The following is a 17500-nucleotide window of genomic DNA, read 5'->3' as shown; positions in this document are numbered from 1 at the left end:
CTCCCCTGGTGGTTGCGCTGTGTGTGGGTGGTGCTGGTGCATGTGGACCGGTGTTCCGACCCCTGTTCGGGGCGGGTGCGTTCCGGTGACTCGATACTACATCTAGTGGCCGACACCGGGACCGACCACAAGAGAAAGTGTTACAGCCGTGTAGTTCTCCACAACGCCCTCCACAGTGTGAACAGCTCGGAGAGGCCCGTGATTCCGCCACTCTTGCATCGCCCACCGACACTCCTCCACACCTTGTGGAGTGATCTCTCCACGGGTGTGCACACCTCCGGATCGGCGTGTCGCGCGGGTCCCGCGGCGACCGCTCGTCCACACCTCCCCCGGACGGGTGACAGGCCTTCCCGTCCGGTCCGTACACTCGTCACGTGAGCACGTACGGCCCCCTGCTGAAGACCCCCGGCGTCGGTCGGGTCATCGCCGCGCAGCTCACCGCACGCTTCCCGTTCGGCATGCTCTCGCTCGCGTACCTGCTGCACGTCGAGCACGTCTTCCACTCCTACGGGGCGGCCGGCCTCGTCCTCGCGACCACGAGCGTCGGGCAGGCGATCGCCGGCCCGCTCACCAGTCGGTGGATGGGCAGCTGGGGCATGCGTCCGGTGCTCGTCCTCACGAGTCTCGTCGCGCTCGCGAGCATGGGCGTGATCGCCTTCGTCCTCATGCCGCTGTGGGCGTACGTGGTGGTCGGGTTCCTCGGCGGCCTCGCGGTCCCGCCCGTGCAGCCCGCGGTCCGCACCATCTACCCCAAGATGGTGACGTCGGCACAGCTCACCCCCCTGTTCTCCCTCGACGCGAGCGCGCAGGAGCTCATCTGGGTCGCCGGCCCCGTCATCACGACGTTCGTCGCGACGCAGATCGGCACGGTGCAGGCGATCGTCGTCGCGATGGCGTTCCTCGTGGTCGGCGGCGCGTGGTTCATCGCCTCCCCCGAGCTCGGTCGTGTCCGCATCCCTCGGTCGAAGCGCGCGTTCGGCGTCGTGCTGCGGCGACCGTCGGTCGTCGTGGCCACCCTCACCGGCCTCCTCCTCATCGGGGCGTGCGCCGCGGTCGAGGCCAGCGTCACCAGCGTCTTCGGCGAGGGCAGCCCGAACGCCGGCATCGTCCTCGCCGTGTTCGCGGTCGGATCGCTCGTCGGCGGGCTGGCGTTCGGCCACCGTCCGATCTCCCCGAACACGCTGTGGACGCGGATGGCGATCGTGTTCGTCGGACTCGCCCTGGCCGTGGGTGGCACCGACTTCTGGTGGCTCTGCCTCGCGCTCGTCATCGCCGGCGGGGGCATCGCGCCGGCGTTGGCCGTCATGTTCGGCTCGGTCTCGGCGACGGTGAAGTTCTCCGACACGGCAGAGGCCTACGGCTGGATGGGCACCGGTCAGCTCATCGGCGCCGCTGGTGGCTCGGCCGTGGCCGGCTTCCTCATCGACGGGCACGGACCGACGGGTGGACTCATGGTGGGCGCGGTCGCGGCCTTCCTCGGCGTGCTCCTCCCGCTCGTGACCAAGCGGTGGCTGCCCGACCTGCGCGGTCGCGACGCCAGCCCCATCCCCGACACCGAGCCGGTGGACCTCCCCACCTGACGGACGGCCTGGAGGCGCGGCGCACCCCCGTCGGGATCGGCAGGATGGGTGCATGGTCACCTCAGTCCCCCTCCGCGACGGCGCGTCGATCCCTGCCATCGGCTTCGGCGTCTACAAGGTCGACGACACCGCAGCCGAGGCCGCCGTCGGTCTCGCGCTCGAGGCCGGGTACCGGCACGTCGACACAGCCGAGATGTACGGCAACGAGACCGGCGTCGGGAAGGCGATCCGCGCCTCCAGGCTGGACCGTGACGACCTCTTCGTGACGACCAAGGTGTGGAACGACCACCAGGGGCGCGACGCGACCCTGCGGGCGTTCGACCAGAGCCTCGAGCGGCTCGGGCTCGACGCGGTCGACCTCTACCTCATCCACTGGCCGGCGGCGGCGAACGACCGGTACGTCGAGACCTGGCGCGCCCTCGTCGAGCTGCGGGCGTCCGGCCGGGCGCGGAGCGTCGGGGTGTCGAACTTCCAGGTCCCGCACCTCGAACGGATCATCGACGAGACGGGCGAGGTCCCCGCCGTCAACCAGGTCGAACGGCACCCGTGGCTGCCGCAGCGGGAGCTCATCGCCTTCCACGAGCAGCACGGCATCGTGACCGAGGCCTGGTCGCCGCTCGGCCGCGGGCGGCTCATCGAGGACCCGGTGCTCACGCGCATCGCGGACGCCCACGGGGTGAGTGTCGCGCAGGTGCTCGTGCGGTGGAACGTGCAGCAGGGGGTGGTGGTGCTACCGAAGTCGGTGACGCCGTCGCGGATCCGGTCCAACCTCGACGTCGACGGGTTCGTGCTGTCCGATGAGGACCTCGCCGCGATCGCGTCGCTCGAGTCAGGGCAGCGGACCGGGTCGCACCCGGACTCCGTCGCCTGACGGCGTAGTCGCTACTTCGCCGGCAGCAAGCCGCTGAAGGCGACGATCGCCATCGCCGTTCCAGCGATGGCGAGGAAGACGCCGATCCCGCGGACGAAGGTCGGTGTGAGTGGTCGGCCGTTCATGAGCTCGTCCCCGCCGATTGACTGCGCCCATCGGTTGAAGACGGCGATGATGATGCCCCAGAGCGCCACGACGATCGCGCCGATCCCGAACCACGTCGACCCGTTCACTGCCCACGCCGCCGTTCGATCTGCTGGCGGAGGTTCCGGACGAAGACCACCTCGAGCGTGACCGCGATGGCCGTGAGGAAGACCGCGAACGCGATTTGGGTCAGGTCATGGCTCCGGATCAACGTGATCGTCGGCAGGGCGATCACGAGGGCCGCACACACGACGACGTTGAACCAGGCGCCGACGACCCCTCCCGGGGTCCGGCCCGAGCGCTCCATCCAGGGAACCGGCATGCCGCGGACACTACACGGCAGGGATGGCGCTCGGAGGGACGGCTAGCCCTGGCGGTCCTCCTCGGACTGCCACGGCAGGTGGAGGTCACCCGGCTCGGGCTCGACGTCGCCCGCGTCGTCGGCGCCGCCCGTCCCGGGTGCGGCGACCACGCGCGAGGGATCGATGCCGTCGGCCTCCAGGTCGGCGCGGTCGCGCTGCTTGGTCTGCGACGCGTCCATCTCCCGCTCGCTCGACGGGCTGTACGAGGTGTCGGCCGCGCGCTGCTCGCGCTCCCCCGACCCCTGCTCGTCGTCGTGCTGCGTCCGGTCACGCAGGGCGTCGGTGCGTGCCCGGTCGTCGGACGGTTCCGGGCCTGGTGCGTTCGGGATGTTGTCGCTCATGCGTTGGACGGTAGTCCGTGGGTCCCGGGTACCAGTTCGATCACGGGGTTCAACCACGGTCGGCGGCCCCGCTACGATCTCGGCGAGGGGGGAACGATGCGAGGGCGAACGACGCGAGAGCGGACGATCCGACGAGGACGACCACGGACGCGAGCGGGGCGCGCTGCGGCGACCGCGGTCGTCGGGACGGCCGCGGCAGTACTGCTGCTCACCGGCTGCTCCGCGTTCGGCGGGGACGACGCCCTGCCGGAGCCGACACGGCAGACTTCCGTGGACGGCAGCGCGCAGACACCGCAGCCCGACCCGACGCTGAGCACGGAGCAGGTGCAGTCCGACCCGGTCGTCCCGGAGGGCACGGTCGTGGCCGAGACGGACGCGGTGTCGAAGAGCGGGGAGACGAGCATCCACGTGCGTGTCGTGGCACGCGACGACGGCCGGTTCGACGCGGAGCTCTCCGACTTCCGGACGACGAACCCGCAGCCGTTGACCATCGAGTTCCGCCGGACCGCCGAGTACGGCGACTACTGGGACAACGCCGCGGTCGGATCGACCACGTGGGAACCGCCCGCCGATGCCCCGACCAGCGTCAGCCTGTACTCGGCCGGCAACCGCCCGGACTGGCTGCGTGACGTCGTCCTCGTCGTCGCGCCGAAGCAGGGCGGCGACTCCGACACGCGCCCCTCGGTGGGGTCGGTCCTCGCGGTGGGTGCGCTCGACTGGAAGATCCCGAACCCGTACCCGGACATCCACATCACCGTCGGCAAGGACCGTCCCGGCGCCTACGGGTACGTGTTCGACGAGCACGGGACGCACTTCGACGGGCACGGCACACCGTCGACCTACCAGGTGGCGCACGGCGACGACCAGACCACCGTGGCGAAGCGGTTCGGGATCACGATCGCCGAGCTCCGCTGGCTCAACCCGACCATGCAGGTGCAGGACAACGGGTGGATCTACGAGGACACCACCCTCAACCTCGACCCGGCCGCGCGCTGAGCGACCGGGGTCGGTGCGGTCCGTTACGGTTGACCAGCACTCGCACCAGCAGGAGGTCCACCGTGACGATCGTCGCCGCCGCAGACGGCTCAGCCCTCGGCAACCCCGGCCCCGCCGGCTGGGCCTGGTACGTCGACGACGACCGCTGGGCCGCGGGCGGCTGGCCTCGCGGGACGAACAACCAGGGCGAGCTCACCGCCGTGCTGCAGCTGCTGCGCGCCACGAAGGACACCGGCGAGCCGCTGCACATCCTCTGCGACAGCCAGTACGCGATCAAGGCGTGCACCGAGTGGCTCGCAGGATGGAAGCGGAAGGGCTGGCGGAAGGCTGACGGCAAGCCGGTCCTCAACGTCGAGATCATCAAGGAACTCGACGCCGAGCTGCAGGGCCGCAAGGTCACGTTCGAGTGGGTCCGCGGCCACATGGGGCACGAGATGAACGAGGCAGCCGACGTCCGTGCCCGGGGTGCGGCGACCGCCTACCAGCAGGGCACCGACGTCCCGCACGGGCCGGGTTGGCCCGGGGTCGAGGTCGCGGAGCCGGCTGCGCTGCCCGAGGCGACCCCGCCCGCAACCCTCTTCTGACCGGCGGGGCCGGAGAACGCGGCCCGTCCCGGACACCTGGTCAGGGCGGGAGAACCGGCCAGGGCCGGTCACCCGGCCAGGCCCGCAGGCCTGCGCGCGTCAGTACGTCCCGTCGCGCCGGTCCTGGCGCGTGATCTGCTCACCCGATGCCGGGTCGACCCCCGAGCGCGTGGTGGTCGTGGTGCGGCGTCCGCCGAAGGCCACGGCGAGGCTGATGATGAGCAGCACGACCCCGGCGGCCATGAGGATGTAGCCGATCAGCCGAAGGTCGACGCCCGCCAGCTGGATGTCCAGGGCGAACGCCACGATGGCGCCGATGACGATCAGGGCGATGCTCGATCCGATGCGCACGGTCGGGGTCCTCTCGATGCGGTCCCCGGTCCGGTCGGCCGAGGGCTGGCGCCGAACCTACCCGTTCGGCTGGCTCACTGTTCGAGCCGGCGTTCCCAGAGCGCGACGGTGCTCTCGAGGTGGTCGTACCGGTAGGGCCCGCGTTCCCCGGTCGGCTCGTACCCGAGGGCGCGCCAGAACGGCTCTGCGACCTCGGCGTTGGTCGCGACGACGCCCAGCCGGAGTCGCTCGACCCCGGACACCGTGCGCACCCGCTCGACGACCGCGTCGTGCATCGCTCGGCCGACCCCGGCGCCCTGTCGTCCACCCCGCACGACCAACAGGCCGATGTACGCCACCGACGGATCCGGGTACCCGAGGAGCACGTCCGCGAACGCCACGAGCTCGTCGTCGCTCCACAGCCCGATGCCGAGCTTGCCGACCGGGTCGTACCCGTCGGGTACCGAGAGCAAGGCACTGAGGCCGTCGGACGGACCCGGCGGGTAGCCGGTGATCCGCCGGGCGTAGTCCGGCACGGTCTCGAGGAGCGCCTGCAGCGCCTCGACGTCACCCGCGTCGAGCGCCCGCACGGTGGACGGCGACATCAGTCGACGTCCACCTCGGACCACCCGTCGAACCGCCCGATCTCCGTCACCCGCACGACCGCTTCGCCGGCGTCGTCGGACGCGTCGAGGTCGATCGTCGCCGAGAACCCGAAGTCCTTGTCGCCCTCCGGGTCCGCGAAGATCTGCCGGGCACGCCAGGTCCTCCCCTGCTCGTCGAGCACGAGGTACTGCATCGACCGGGCGTCCGCGTCGGTGCCGATCGCGTCGTGCTCCTCGTAGTACTCCTCGAGCACGTTGTCCCACGCCGAGTGGTCGAACCCACTGGTCGCGTCGAGCTCGCCGAGCCCCGACGGGTCGTCTGCCGCGGCGAGCAGCACCCGCTGGAACAGGGCGTTCCGCACGAGCACCCGGAACGCCCGCGGGTTCCCGGTGAGCCGTGCCGGTTGCGGCGGCGCGATCTCCTCGTGCTCGGTCGACGCGAGCAGCACGTCCCCGTTCATCAGCGCCTCCCACTCGTCGACGAGCGACGAGTCGGTCTGCTTGACGACCTCGCCGAGCCACTCGATGAGGTCGTCGAGCTCGGGGGTCCGCTGCTCGTCCGTGATCGTCTGCCGCATGGTGCGGTAGGCGTCGGAGAGGTACCGCAGCACGAGGCCCTCGGAGCGGGTGAGCTGGTAGAACCGCACGAAGTCGCCGAAGGTCATCGCCCGCTCGTACATGTCCCGGACGACGGCCTTCGGTGACAGCGCGAAGTCGAGCACCCAGGGCTGCTCGGCGGCGTAGGCCTCGTACGCCGCTTCCAAGAGCTCGGACAGCGGCTTGGGCCAGGTGACCTCCTCGAGCAGCTCCATCCGCTCCTCGTACTCGATCCCCTCCTGCTTCATCCGGGCGACGGCCTCGCCGCGCTCCTTGAACTGCTGCTGCGAGAGGATCGCCCGCGGGTCGTCGAGGGTCGCTTCGACGACGGACACCATGTCGAGCGCGTACGTGGGCGACGACGGGTCGAGCAGCTCGAACGCGGCGAGCGCGAACGGCGACAGGGGCTGGTTGAGCGCGAAGTTCGGTGCGAGGTCGACCGTCAGGCGGTAGGTGACCGGCGGCCCGGGGACCCGCTCGATCACCTGGGCGTTGATGAGCGTCCGCGCGATGACGAGCGCCCGCCGGGCCATGGCGAGCTGCCGAGCGCGGGGCTCGTGGTTCTCGAACACCAGCGCCCGCACCTCTTCGAAGGGCGAACCGCCCCGCGCCACGACCGACAGCACCATCGCGTGCGTGATCCGCATCCGCGAGCCCATCGGCTCCGGTTCCGCGGCGATGAGACGCTCGAACGACGCCTGCCCCCACGACACGAAGCCCTCGGGCGCCTTCTTCCGCTTGATCTTGCTCTTCTTCTTCGGGTCGTCCCCGGCCTTGGCGAGCGACCGCGCGTTCTCGATGTCGTGCTCGGGCGCCTCGGCGACGACGTCCCCTTCGGTGTCGTACCCGGCACGGCCGGCACGTCCGGCGATCTGGTGGAACTCGCGCGCGGACAGCTGCCGCATCTTGGTGCCGTCGAACTTCGTCAGTCCGGTGAACAGCACCGAGCGGATCGGCACGTTGATCCCGACGCCGAGGGTGTCGGTGCCGCAGATGACGGGCAGGAGTCCGCGCTGGGCGAGCTGTTCGACGAGCCGCCGGTACTTCGGCAGCATCCCGGCGTGGTGCACGCCGATGCCGGCACGGATCAGCCGCGACAGGACCTGGCCGAACCCGGCGCTGAACCGGAACCCGGCGATGGCCTCGGCGATGCGGTCCCGGCGTTCCCGCGACGCGACCTTCGCCGACATCAGCGCCTGCGCCCGTTCGAGCGCTGCCGCCTGGGCGAAGTGCACGATGTAGATCGGCGCCTTGCCCTCCTCCAGCAGCCGTTCGACGGTCTCCTGCACGGGCGTCATGACGTAGTCGTACTCGAGCGGGACGGGACGGGAGACCCCGGTCACGCGCGCCGTGGGCCGTCCGGTCCGGCGGGAGAGGTCGTCGGCGATGGTGGTGACGTCGCCGAGCGTGGCGGACATGAGCAGGAACTGCGCGCGCTCGAGCACCAGCAGCGGCACCTGCCACGCCCACCCGCGGTCCGGGTCGCCGTAGAAGTGGAACTCGTCCATCACCACGACGTCGACGTCGGCGTCCGGCCCCTGCCGGAGAGCGAGGTTCGCGAGGATCTCCGCCGTGCAGCACACGATCGGGGCGTCCGCGTTGACGCTGGAGTCACCCGTGACCATGCCGACGTTCTGCGCGCCGAACAGGTCGACGAGCTGGAAGAACTTCTCGGAGACGAGCGCCTTGATCGGCGCGGTGTAGTAACTCCGCTTCCCCTCGGCGAGCGCGGCGAAGTGCGCTCCGGCGGCCACGAGGGACTTGCCGGTGCCGGTCGGGGTGCTCAGGACGACGTTGGCGCCGGAGACGAGTTCGATGACCGCCTCGTCCTGCGCCGGGTACAGCGGACGCCCGCCCTCGGCCGCCCAGTCGGCGAACGCCTCGTAGACCTCGTCGGGATCGACGGCGCCTCCGGTGGTCGCGGGGATGGCCGCGACGAGCGGTGGCAGGGAGGTGACGTCCGTCATGCGTCCATCCTCCCAGGTGGGCGGTCGGACGGGAGGCGCGGCTCGATACGCGCGCATAGACTCGCGTCGTGCGCGAACTCGGCTTCCTCTCCTTCGTCCCGAACCACGGCGGCACGGCCGGCGCGGCCGCCGCCCTCGAGGACGGCCTGCGGCTCTTCGAGGCCGCCGAGTCCCTCGGGTACGGCACCGGTTGGGTCCGGGGTCGCCACTTCGAACCGTTCCTCACGAGCCCGATGACGTTCTTCGCCGCGGCCGCGCAGCGCACCAGCACGATCGGCTTCGGCACCGCGGTGCTCGGCATGCGGTACGAGGACCCGGTGCGCCTCGCCGAGGACGCCAGCACCGTCGACCTGTTGAGCGGTGGCCGCGTGCAGCTCGGCATCAGCACCGGGATCGCGGGCTACGGACCGATCCTCGACCCGGTGTTCGGCGGGTCGGAACGCAGCTTCCGCGACGAGGCCGAGGCGCGTGCCGCCCGCCTGCTCGAGGTCCTGCAGGGCGACCCGCTCGGCAGCGCCGGCAAGGGCTACGAGAGCATCCCGGCCGGGGCTGACCTCACACTGCAGCCGCTCAGCCCGGAGCTCCGCAGCCGGGTCTGGTGGGGCGGCGGCAGCATGGGCACAGCGGTGCGCACGGCCGAGAAGGGGCTCCTGCTGCACTGCTCGACCCTCAACACCGAGGACACCGGTGCGCCGTTCGCCCAGGCGCAGGCGGACCAGATCGCGGCGTACCGGGAGCGGTTCGCGGCACTGCACCCCGATCGCACGCCGAAGGTCGCGGTCGGCCGGATCGTCGTACCGCTCCTCGACGACCACGACCGCGCCGTGCACGAGGAGTTCCTCACCGGGTACGCGAGCGGGATGGACGACGAGGGCCGCCCGCTCTCCGGGACGCCGCCCTTCCGGTTCAGCAAGGTGGTCTCCGGCTCGGTCGGGCAGATCACCGAGGCACTGCTCGCCGACCCGGCGGTGGCGTCGACGGACGAGCTCGTGATCACCCTGCCGGCCAACGGCGACGCGGCGTCCCACGAACGGATCCTGCGCATCGTCGCCGAGGAGATCGCCCCGTCGGTGCGGAGCGGGAGCTAGGGCATCCGGCGGGCCCGCACCAGGAGGTGGTGAGGCTCCCGGGAGCCCAGCCGGATGACCATCTCGTCCCTGATCCGTACGGGATGGTGCAACCATCGTTCCACCTACCGACCGGTTTGTCACACGAACTCGCGGTTAGTGGACGCAAAAGCTGACGATCGGTCACAGGTTTCTGCCGCCGTGGAGGAAGTCAAAGGGTGTTGCCGCCGCCCGGACGTGCGAATGCGCCCCCGCGCGGACGCGGGGACGCATTCTGGACGCACCAGGGCCACCAGGGCTCCATCGGCCGGATCAGGAGACCGTGTCGCACGCGTGGCGACCCAGTACTCGGTGCGCGCGCCGACGGTAACCAGCCGCCTGGCACAGGTAGATGTTACTGAATGAACCCTGCGCGAGCGCGGAAACCGGACGGCGGATCGTCACTCCAGTTCGAGGGTCGCCGTTCCTGACTCGTCCGCGACCGACGCTCCGACGTGCAGGGCGAAGGTGCCGGGCTCGTACCGCCATGCTCCGTCCCAGTGCGCGAACGCCCGTGCTGGCACCTCGATCGACACCTCGGTGGACGCTCCGGCGTCGAGCCGGACCGGGCGGAACCCGACGAGCCAGCGCACCGGACGGTCGACCAACGAGGACTGCCGCGACGCGTAGACCTGCACGACGTGCTTGCCCGCGCGCGAGCCGGTGTTGGCGACCGTCGCCGTCACGATGACCGCGTCGCCCTCGCGCACGGTCGGCGTCGCCGTGACGCCGTCGATCGTCCAGGTCGTGTAGCCGAGACCGTGCCCGAACGGGTACGCGGGCTCGGTGCCCGCGCGGAGCCACGCGCGGTACCCGACGTGCACGCCCTCGTCGTACGTCACCTTGCCGTCGACCGGGGTGACGTCGAGCACGGGCACGTCGGCCATGGCGGCCGGCCAGGTGGTGGGCAGACGCCCGCCCGGCTCCCGCGCGCCGGTGAGCACGTCGGCGAGCGCGTTGCCGTACTCCTGCCCGCCGAACCAGGTCAGGAGCACCGCGGCGACGTCGTCCCGCCACGGCATCTCGACCGGGGAGCCGGCGTTCACGACGACGACCGTGTTCGGGTTGGCGGCCGCGACCGCGCGGACGAGGTCGTCCTGGTGCCCGGGCAGCGCGAGCGAGGTCCGGTCGTAGCCCTCGGACTCGACCTTCGAGTTCGTGCCGACGACGACCACGGCGACGTCGGCCCCGGTCGCGGCGGCCACGGCGGCGTCGATGAGCACCGACGGGTCCTCGTCGGACGGCTCGGTGCCGAACTGGTACGCGAGCACCCCGCCGAGGGCCTCGTCCTGCACGATGTCGTGCTCGATCCGGATCGCGAGCTGCTGCCCGGCCGTCGCCGACACCGGCACCGAGCGTGCCGGTGGGTTGAGGAACGCGGCGCCGAGCTGGTCGCCCTCGAACGGGACGTCCTCGTCGAGCACGAGCGCGCCGTCGATCCACATGCGGGACCGTCCGGCGGCACCGATGCCGATCCGGGTCGTGCCGGTGGACGGTGCCGTCCAGGTCGTCGTGATGTCGAGGCGGTCGGCCTCGCGCGTCGGGGCGTCCCCGCCGAACCAGAACAACGCGGTGGCGCGACGGTCCTCGACGAAGAGCTCCTCGCCGTCCTTGACGAAGGCGACCCGGGCGCCGGGCTCGCCGGTCGCGGGGTTGGTGATGCTGGACAGCGGGAACTCGGCGATGCCCTCCTGCACGACGGCACCGATCGCGTACTCGACCGTCGCGCCGGGGAACGCCGTCCGGATGCCGTCGAGCGGCGAGACCACGGACGACGGCACGACCGTGGCCGAGCCCCCGCCCTGCGTGCGTGCCTGGTCGGCGTTGTGCCCGATGACGGCGATGCGGGACACCGCGGCGGCGTCGAGCGGCAGGACGCCGGTGTTCCGGACGAGGACGGTACCCTCCGCCTCGGCTTCGCGGACGAACGCGATGCCGTCCTCGACCAGCACGGGTTCGGCGACGGCCGCGGGGACGTCCGCCAGGGCACCGACGCGGGCGGCCAGCGTCAGGATGCGGCGGACCTTCCGGTCGACGGCCTCCATCGGGACCGAGCCGTCACGCACGGCGGCGAGCAGTGGCCCCTCGCTCCACCACGGGTTCGGCCCGGGCATCGCGACGTCCTGCGACGCCTTCGCCGAGTCGACCGAGCGGACGCCCGTCCAGTCGGACACGACGGTGCCGTCGAAGCCCCACTCGTCGTTCAGGGGTGTCTCGAGCAGCGCGTTCTCCGAGGCCGTGACGCCGTTGATCGCGTTGTAGGACGACATGACCGCCCAGGCGTGCGCCTCGGTGACGGCCTTCTCGAACGCGAGGAGGTAGAGCTCGCGGAGCGCCCGGTCGGACACCTCGGTCGACGCGGTGAAGCGGTCGGTCTCGTAGTCGTTCGCGACGTAGTGCTTCGGGGTGGCGGCGACGCCGTTCTCCTGGACACCGGCGACGTAGGACGCTGCGAGGTCACCCGTGAGCACGGGGTCCTCGCTGAACGCCTCGAAGTGCCGGCCGCCGAGCGGGGAGCGGTGCAGGTTGATGGTCGGGCCGAGGACGACGTCGACGCCCTTGCGCCGCGCCTCCACCGCCGCCGCCGCGCCGTAGCGCTTCGCGAGCGCGCGGTCCCAGCTCGCGGACAGGGCGGTGGCCGACGGGAAGTTCAGCGACGGGTCACGCTCGTCCCACACCTCCCCGCGGACGCCGGACGGGCCGTCGGACATCAGGATGCGGCGGAGCCCGATCTTCTCGATCGGCCAGGTGGTCCAGAAGTCGCGGCCGGTGAGCAGCTGCACCTTCTCGTCGACGGTCAGCTTCTCGAGGAGCGCCTCGATGTGCACGATGGTCACGGTGTTCGGTCCTTCCTGCGGACGCGTCCTCGGTGACGTGCCCGGTTCGTTGCGACACTGCGACGCTACCAGGAAAACCAACCAGCACTCGGTTTCCTCGGCGGACTCCGAGCGGTACAGTCTCGCCATGGCACGTCGGGGTTCGTACGCGAAGGGCATCGCGAAGCGCGAGGAGATCCTGACGACCGCGCTCGACCTCGTCGCGCGCCAGGGCTTCCGTCGGACGAGCATCAAGGACATCGCCGACGCCGTCGACCTCACCCAGGCCGGGCTCCTGCACTACTTCGACTCGAAGGACGAGCTCTGGGTCGACATCCTCCGCCGACGCGACGAGCAGGACCTCGCGCACGAGTGGAACGCGACCGACCCCGCAGCACTCCTCGCCGCCATCGTCCGCCACAACACCGAGGTCCCCGGCCTGGTGCAGATGTTCGTGAACCTCTCCGCCGCAGCGGCCACGGACCCCGAGCACCCGGCGCACGAGTACTTCCGGAACCGCTACGACAGCAACCGCCGTTCGATGGCCGCCGACTTCCGCGCCATGCAGCAGGACGGCCGGCTCCGGCCCGACGTCGACGCCGAACAGCTGACGAGCGTGCTGCTCGCGGTGTCGGACGGCATGCAGATCCAGTGGCTCTACGATCCGACGCGCGACATGGCCGAGCACGTCGAGCTCGTCGCCCGCCTCGCGATCGCGCAGACGGCACCCGCCGCTCCGTGAGCGACTGAGCCTCAGCGCTCCGCGAGCATCTCCTCGACGAACGCCCGCGCCTCCGCGAGCGGCGCGAGGTCGTCGAGCACCTGCGCACGCGTGGCGGCACCGTCCCAGAGCAACGAGACGATGGTCCCGACGCGCGCCGGGTCGTCGACGCCGGCCGCCGCGCACAGTTCCTGCAGCCGTCGCTCGAACCGGCGCTTGTGATCGGCCGCGGCGACGTGCGCGGCGAGGTGCGGTGCCGGGAACTCGGTGGACGCGGCGACGAACGGGCACGAGGCGACCGGGCGGCCCGCCACCCGGACGTCGAACAGGCCGAGGATCCGAGCGCGCGCGTCGACGTCCGACCCGAGCTGGTCGACGAGCACCCGGCGGTCCCGGTCCTGCAGGAACGCGTCGATCAACTCGGACTTGTCCGGGAAGTGCTTGTAGAGCGTCCGCTTCGACACCGGTGCCGCAGCGGCGATCGCCTCCATTCGGGTGCCGGCGAGGCCCTCCGCCCGGAAGAGTTGCGTGGCCGCCTCGAGGATCCGCTCGCGCGCACTGCGGGGGACGGCCCGTTCCGCACCGGTCTGCATCGCCATGCCAGGAGTGTACGCCAGCGTTTACCTCCCCCGCTCGGAGTGCTAGCGTTCGGTAAACGCCATCGTTTACACATCTTGGAGGCTCCCGTGCCGCTCTCGTCCGGACAGACCGCTCACCCGCTCCGGGTCCTCGTGACGGGCGCGTCCCGCGGCATCGGTCGTGCGATCGCGTCGGAGCTCGCAGCACGCGGGCACGCCGTGATCGCCACCGCCCGCGACCCGCGGTCCCTGGCCGACCTCGACGCGACGGAGCGCCTGCAGCTCGACGTCACCGACGCGACGTCGGCCCGAACGGCCGTGACGGCTGCGGGTCGCATCGACGCCCTGGTCTCCAACGCCGGGATGACGACGCGTGGGCCGGTCGAGACCATGCCCCTCGACGAGGTCCGGGCGGTGTTCGACCTCAACTACTTCGGCGCGCTCACCATCACGCAGGCGGTCCTGCCGCAGATGCGCGAGCGGGGCTCGGGGCACCTCGTCTACGTCTCGAGCCAGATGGGCCGGGTCACCGCACCGCTGATGAGCACCTACTCGGGCTCCAAGTGGGCGCTCGAGGCGATGGTCGAGGCGCTCGCACTCGAGGTCCGCGACTTCGGCCTCCGGGTCACGAGCCTGCAGCCGGGTGGCGTGGTCTCCCCCGATTCCGCCGGGGCGGCAGCAGCGCGCGTGCACCTGGGCGAGGACGACCCGTACGCACCCCTCCTCGACGCGGTCGCCCGGGCGCGCGGCACCGCCATCACCGCAGCCGAGGTGGCCGCAGCCGTCGCGGAGACGCTCGACGACCCGGAGCCGCCGCTGCGCCGCGCGCTCGGTGAGAGCGCCGAGCAGGTCCTCGCACGACACCACGCCGCCCCCGTCGACCAGCCCTTCGTCATCTGACTCCCGGCGGACAGGTACCGACAGGGCCTGGGAACGCCCGGCGACGGCACGGCAGTATGGGTCGTGCCGACGCCAGACGCCGGCTCGACGACGATGTGGAGTGACGCGATGACGCGTGTAGTGGTGACCGGCGGCAGCGGCAAGCTCGGACGAGCGGTGGTGCGCGACCTCGACGAGCACGGGTACGACGTGGTCCTACTCGACCGCGTGCCCTCCCCCGACAAGCCCGAACGGGTGCAGTTCGTCCGCACCGACCTCGGCGACTACGGCCAGGTGCTCGGTGCCTTCACCGGCGTGGACGACCGATACGACCACGTCGACGCCGTGGTGCACCTCGGCGCGATCCCGGCCCCCGGCCAGGTGCCCGACGTGGCCCTCATCACGAACAACGTGACCGCGTCGATCAACGTCTTCCACGCCGCACGAGCCGCGAAGATCAAGAACCTCGTGTGGGCATCGAGCGAGACCCTCCTCGGCATCCCGATGGGCGAGCACCACCCGCCCTACCTCCCGGTGGACGAGGACTTCGCCGTGCGCCCGAAGTCCTCGTACTCGCTCGGCAAGGCCGTGGAGGAGGAGATGGCCCGCCACTTCACCCACTGGGACCCGGAGCTGAAGATGATCGGGCTGCGGTTCTCGAACGTCATGGACGAGACCGACTACCCCGCCTTCCCGTGGGACGCGACCCCCGAGGCGAAGACCTTCAACCTCTGGTCGTACATCGACTCCCGTGACGGCGCCCAGGCCGTCCGCAAGGCGGTCGAGGCGGAGCTCACCGGGTTCGAGGCGTTCGTCATCGCGAGCCCCGACACCGTCATGGACACCCCGACGATCGAGCTCGTCGAACGCTACGTGCCGGACATCGAGCGCCGGGCCGACATCGACGGCGTCAGCTCACTGCTGTCGAGCGAGAAGGCGCGCGAGCTCCTGGGCTACGCCCCCGAGCACACCTGGCGCGACCACCGCGCCTGAGCACGCCTCCCGCGGGTCGGCGGGGCGGACGGGAGGCGCGGCTCGCCTCACGCGGGCAGCAACAGCCCGTCGAGCACCAGGTCACGGGCACGGGGCAGCAGGTCCGCGGCCAGCGCGGCCTCCTCGACGCCCGTGATCTGCGCGAGGGCGCCGACGATGGCGGCCACGGAGAGATCGCCGTCGCAGGCGCCGACGAACGCGGCGAGCGCGGTGTCGGCGTCCACCCGGCGTCCGAACCCGCCGCCCTGCACCAGGGTCATCACCGTCGGGTCGTCGTTGCCCGGCCAGTAGTAGCGCTCCTCGGTGACGTCCCCGGCGACGCGGAGGTGTGCCGCGGCGAGCGCAGTGTCGTCGTGCTCGGCGAGCCATGCGGCCGCGTCGAGGACGCGCGCGACGGTGGCACCCAGCCCCGCGGGGTTGGACCCGAGCGTCTCGGGGACGCGCTCGAAGCGGCGGAGGTGCGCCGCGCCTCCCGTCCGACCGCGACCGCGACCGCGACGGAGCACGACGTAGCCGAAACCGACCGCGGTCACTCGGCGCGACGCGAAGTCGTCGAGCCACGCGTCGACGAGCTCGTCGAACTCGGCCGTGCCGGGCTTCGTGCCGCCGTCCCGGATCCACGTCTCGGCGTAGGCGGGCGGGTCCTGCCGTTCGCGTTCGACGACCCACACGTCCAGTTCGGCGTCGGCGAGCCAGGAGCGGACGCGGTCGAGGCCGTCCGACCCCCAGCGGCACTCCCAGTTGCCGAGCAGCTGTGCCGTCCCGCCCGGTTCGAGGTGGTCCGCGATGCCGCGCAGGACGGTCTCGACGAGCGCGTCCCCGACCATCCCGCCGTCGCGGTACTCGTACGAGGGGACGCCCTCGCGGCGGGGTGTGATGACGAAGGGCGGGTTCGAGACGATCCGGTCGAACCGCTCCCCCGCGACCGGTTCGAACAGCGAGCCGAGCCGGAACTCGATGCCGTCGACGCCGTTGAGCGCCGCGTTGAACCGGGCGATGTCGAGGGCGCGCTGGGAGATGTCGGTGGCGACCACCTCGTCGGCGAAGCGCCGGGCGTGCAGTGCCTGGATGCCGCAGCCGGTACCGAGGTCGAGCACACGGGCGACGGGCACGGGGACCTGCAGGCCCGACAGCGTCGTGGACGCACCGCCGATGCCGAGGACGTGCTCCTCGCCGAGGGCCGTGCCGAGCGCGAGCTCCCCGAGGTCCGAGACGATCCACCAGCTGCCCGCGCCGAGGTCGTCGACGAACGCGTAGGGGCGGAGGTCGACCTGCGGCACGACGTCCGGCTCGGTCGGCGCGTCCTCGAGCCGGACCAGACCTGCACGCACGAGTGCTTCGACGCCCACCGTCGGCAGGGCGGTCTCCACGGCGCTGCGGGACTGCCGGAACCCGAGCAGGAAGAGGCCGGCGAGCGTGTACCGGGGCACGAGCTGGTCCGTCAGACGACCGCGCGCCGCTCGGACGGCGGCCATCCGGTTCCCCCGGTGCAGCGCAGCGGCGGCTTCGGCACCCCACAGCGCCTCGACCCCGTCGACCGTGAAGCCGGCCGCCGACAGGTCCGCGGCGAGCGCCCCGATGGTCTCGGGCTCGGTGACGATCGTCGGGAGGGTGTGGCCCGCGCTCACGCCGTGACGCCCTCGTCGCGGAGGTCGGCGCGCATCAACGCCGCCGGGACCTCCCACGCGAACACGAGGTCGAGGAGGCCCGGGAACCGCTGCTGCACGTCGTCGATCCGCGCGCGGCTGGAGCGGGTGAGCCCCTCCTGGTGCTGTTCGAGCAGCCCAGCCTCGCGCAGCACGCGGAAGTGGTGCGTCAGCGTGGACTTCGGGCGGTCGATGCCGACCCATCCGCAACTGCGGATCCCCCCGGCGGCGTCGACGAGGTAGCGGTGCATGATCGCGAGCCGGATGGGATCGCTCAGCGCGTCCATCACGACGGGGAGCTCCATCTCCGCCACGGACGGCTGCGGCAGGTGTTCGGGTGCTTCCACGGTCGCGGGCATGCAGGGGACGGTACCACTGTTCGCT

At 71.5% G+C, this 17500-nt stretch carries 18 protein-coding genes; 8 read left to right on the top strand and 10 right to left on the bottom strand.

The genetic code is table 11. From position 1 onward, the window contains the following. The first annotated feature begins 374 nt into the window (after nucleotides 1-374). Both FS825_RS10270 and FS825_RS10265 read left to right on the top strand, forming a co-directional pair. Nucleotides 375-1580 carry an MFS transporter gene (locus FS825_RS10270; RefSeq protein WP_144712644.1) on the top strand — a complete coding sequence of 402 codons (1206 nt, stop codon included), beginning with the start codon at nucleotides 375-377 and terminating at the stop codon, nucleotides 1578-1580. Between the two features lie 52 nt (nucleotides 1581-1632). Then, nucleotides 1633-2451 carry an aldo/keto reductase gene (locus tag FS825_RS10265; RefSeq protein WP_144712642.1) on the top strand — a complete coding sequence of 273 codons (819 nt, stop codon included), beginning with the start codon at nucleotides 1633-1635 and terminating at the stop codon, nucleotides 2449-2451. An 11-nt stretch (nucleotides 2452-2462) separates the two neighbouring features. On the opposite strand, the gene FS825_RS10260 is transcribed toward FS825_RS10265, so the two are convergent. From FS825_RS10260 to FS825_RS10250, 3 genes are read right to left on the bottom strand one after another with little or no spacing between them, the layout of a single operon-like run. Continuing rightward, a complete protein-coding gene (locus tag FS825_RS10260) occupies nucleotides 2463-2684 on the bottom strand; it encodes a hypothetical protein (protein WP_144712640.1) in 222 nt (73 codons plus the stop codon). Next, entirely contained in the window at nucleotides 2681-2917 is a 237-nt protein-coding gene (locus tag FS825_RS10255) for a hypothetical protein (protein WP_144712638.1), read from the bottom strand. The genes FS825_RS10260 and FS825_RS10255 overlap by 4 nt, the downstream gene beginning before the upstream one ends. Nucleotides 2918-2959: 42 nt before the next feature. Next, on the bottom strand, nucleotides 2960-3298 hold the full coding sequence (locus FS825_RS10250) for a hypothetical protein (protein ID WP_144712636.1): 339 nt from the start codon (nucleotides 3296-3298) through the stop codon (nucleotides 2960-2962). Nucleotides 3299-3394: 96 nt separating this feature from the next. Between FS825_RS10250 and FS825_RS10245 the strand changes: the two genes are divergently transcribed. Together FS825_RS10245 and FS825_RS10240 are read left to right on the top strand one after the other, a co-directional pair. Next, nucleotides 3395-4294: a LysM peptidoglycan-binding domain-containing protein gene (locus FS825_RS10245; protein WP_144712634.1), complete on the top strand. Its 900-nt coding sequence runs from the start codon at nucleotides 3395-3397 to the stop codon at nucleotides 4292-4294. A gap of 62 nt (nucleotides 4295-4356) precedes the next feature. After that, nucleotides 4357-4878, top strand: a complete 522-nt coding sequence (locus tag FS825_RS10240; RefSeq protein ID WP_144712632.1) for a ribonuclease H family protein — start codon at nucleotides 4357-4359, stop codon at nucleotides 4876-4878. 99 nt (nucleotides 4879-4977) lie between these two features. On the opposite strand, the gene FS825_RS10235 is transcribed toward FS825_RS10240, so the two are convergent. From FS825_RS10235 to FS825_RS10225, 3 genes are all read right to left on the bottom strand, one after another. Continuing rightward, nucleotides 4978-5229, bottom strand: a complete 252-nt coding sequence (locus tag FS825_RS10235; RefSeq protein WP_144712630.1) for a DUF6458 family protein — start codon at nucleotides 5227-5229, stop codon at nucleotides 4978-4980. Nucleotides 5230-5303: 74 nt separating this feature from the next. Next, nucleotides 5304-5813: a GNAT family N-acetyltransferase gene (locus tag FS825_RS10230; protein WP_144712628.1), complete on the bottom strand. Its 510-nt coding sequence runs from the start codon at nucleotides 5811-5813 to the stop codon at nucleotides 5304-5306. Then, complete coding sequence (locus FS825_RS10225) at nucleotides 5813-8377, bottom strand: DEAD/DEAH box helicase (protein ID WP_144712626.1); 2565 nt, start codon at nucleotides 8375-8377, stop codon at nucleotides 5813-5815. Before FS825_RS10225 ends, FS825_RS10230 begins: the two co-directional genes overlap by 1 nt. 68 nt (nucleotides 8378-8445) lie before the next feature. On the opposite strand from FS825_RS10225, the gene FS825_RS10220 reads away from it, so the two are divergent. Then, nucleotides 8446-9465 (top strand): LLM class flavin-dependent oxidoreductase, encoded by a 1020-nt coding sequence (locus FS825_RS10220; RefSeq protein WP_144712624.1) that lies wholly within the window; start codon nucleotides 8446-8448, stop codon nucleotides 9463-9465. Nucleotides 9466-9884: 419 nt separating this feature from the next. On the opposite strand, the gene FS825_RS10215 is transcribed toward FS825_RS10220, so the two are convergent. Next, nucleotides 9885-12320: a glycoside hydrolase family 3 protein gene (locus FS825_RS10215; RefSeq protein WP_144712622.1), complete on the bottom strand. Its 2436-nt coding sequence runs from the start codon at nucleotides 12318-12320 to the stop codon at nucleotides 9885-9887. A 127-nt stretch (nucleotides 12321-12447) separates the two neighbouring features. On the opposite strand from FS825_RS10215, the gene FS825_RS10210 reads away from it, so the two are divergent. Next, nucleotides 12448-13041, top strand: a complete 594-nt coding sequence (locus tag FS825_RS10210; protein WP_144712620.1) for a TetR/AcrR family transcriptional regulator — start codon at nucleotides 12448-12450, stop codon at nucleotides 13039-13041. A gap of 11 nt (nucleotides 13042-13052) precedes the next feature. Here FS825_RS10210 and FS825_RS10205 read toward each other — a convergent pair whose 3' ends face one another. After that, nucleotides 13053-13619 carry a TetR/AcrR family transcriptional regulator gene (locus tag FS825_RS10205; RefSeq protein WP_144712618.1) on the bottom strand — a complete coding sequence of 189 codons (567 nt, stop codon included), beginning with the start codon at nucleotides 13617-13619 and terminating at the stop codon, nucleotides 13053-13055. 87 nt (nucleotides 13620-13706) lie between these two features. Between FS825_RS10205 and FS825_RS10200 the strand changes: the two genes are divergently transcribed. Next, complete coding sequence (locus tag FS825_RS10200) at nucleotides 13707-14498, top strand: SDR family oxidoreductase (protein WP_144712616.1); 792 nt, start codon at nucleotides 13707-13709, stop codon at nucleotides 14496-14498. A 108-nt stretch (nucleotides 14499-14606) separates the two neighbouring features. Further along, nucleotides 14607-15470 carry an NAD-dependent epimerase/dehydratase family protein gene (locus FS825_RS10195; protein ID WP_186377181.1) on the top strand — a complete coding sequence of 288 codons (864 nt, stop codon included), beginning with the start codon at nucleotides 14607-14609 and terminating at the stop codon, nucleotides 15468-15470. Between the two features lie 47 nt (nucleotides 15471-15517). On the opposite strand, the gene FS825_RS10190 is transcribed toward FS825_RS10195, so the two are convergent. Beyond that, a complete protein-coding gene (locus tag FS825_RS10190) occupies nucleotides 15518-17098 on the bottom strand; it encodes a DUF7059 domain-containing protein (RefSeq protein WP_186377180.1) in 1581 nt (526 codons plus the stop codon). Continuing rightward, complete coding sequence (locus tag FS825_RS10185; RefSeq protein WP_144712614.1) at nucleotides 17095-17475, bottom strand: ArsR/SmtB family transcription factor; 381 nt, start codon at nucleotides 17473-17475, stop codon at nucleotides 17095-17097. The genes FS825_RS10190 and FS825_RS10185 overlap by 4 nt, the downstream gene beginning before the upstream one ends. Nucleotides 17476-17500 lie beyond the last annotated feature (25 nt).

It is taken from the genome of Curtobacterium pusillum (assembly GCF_007680845.1).
GTDB lineage: Bacteria > Actinomycetota > Actinomycetes > Actinomycetales > Microbacteriaceae > Curtobacterium > Curtobacterium pusillum_B.
Note: the sequence above shows the minus strand (reverse complement) of the source record. Positions and strands in the feature narration are given on the sequence as shown.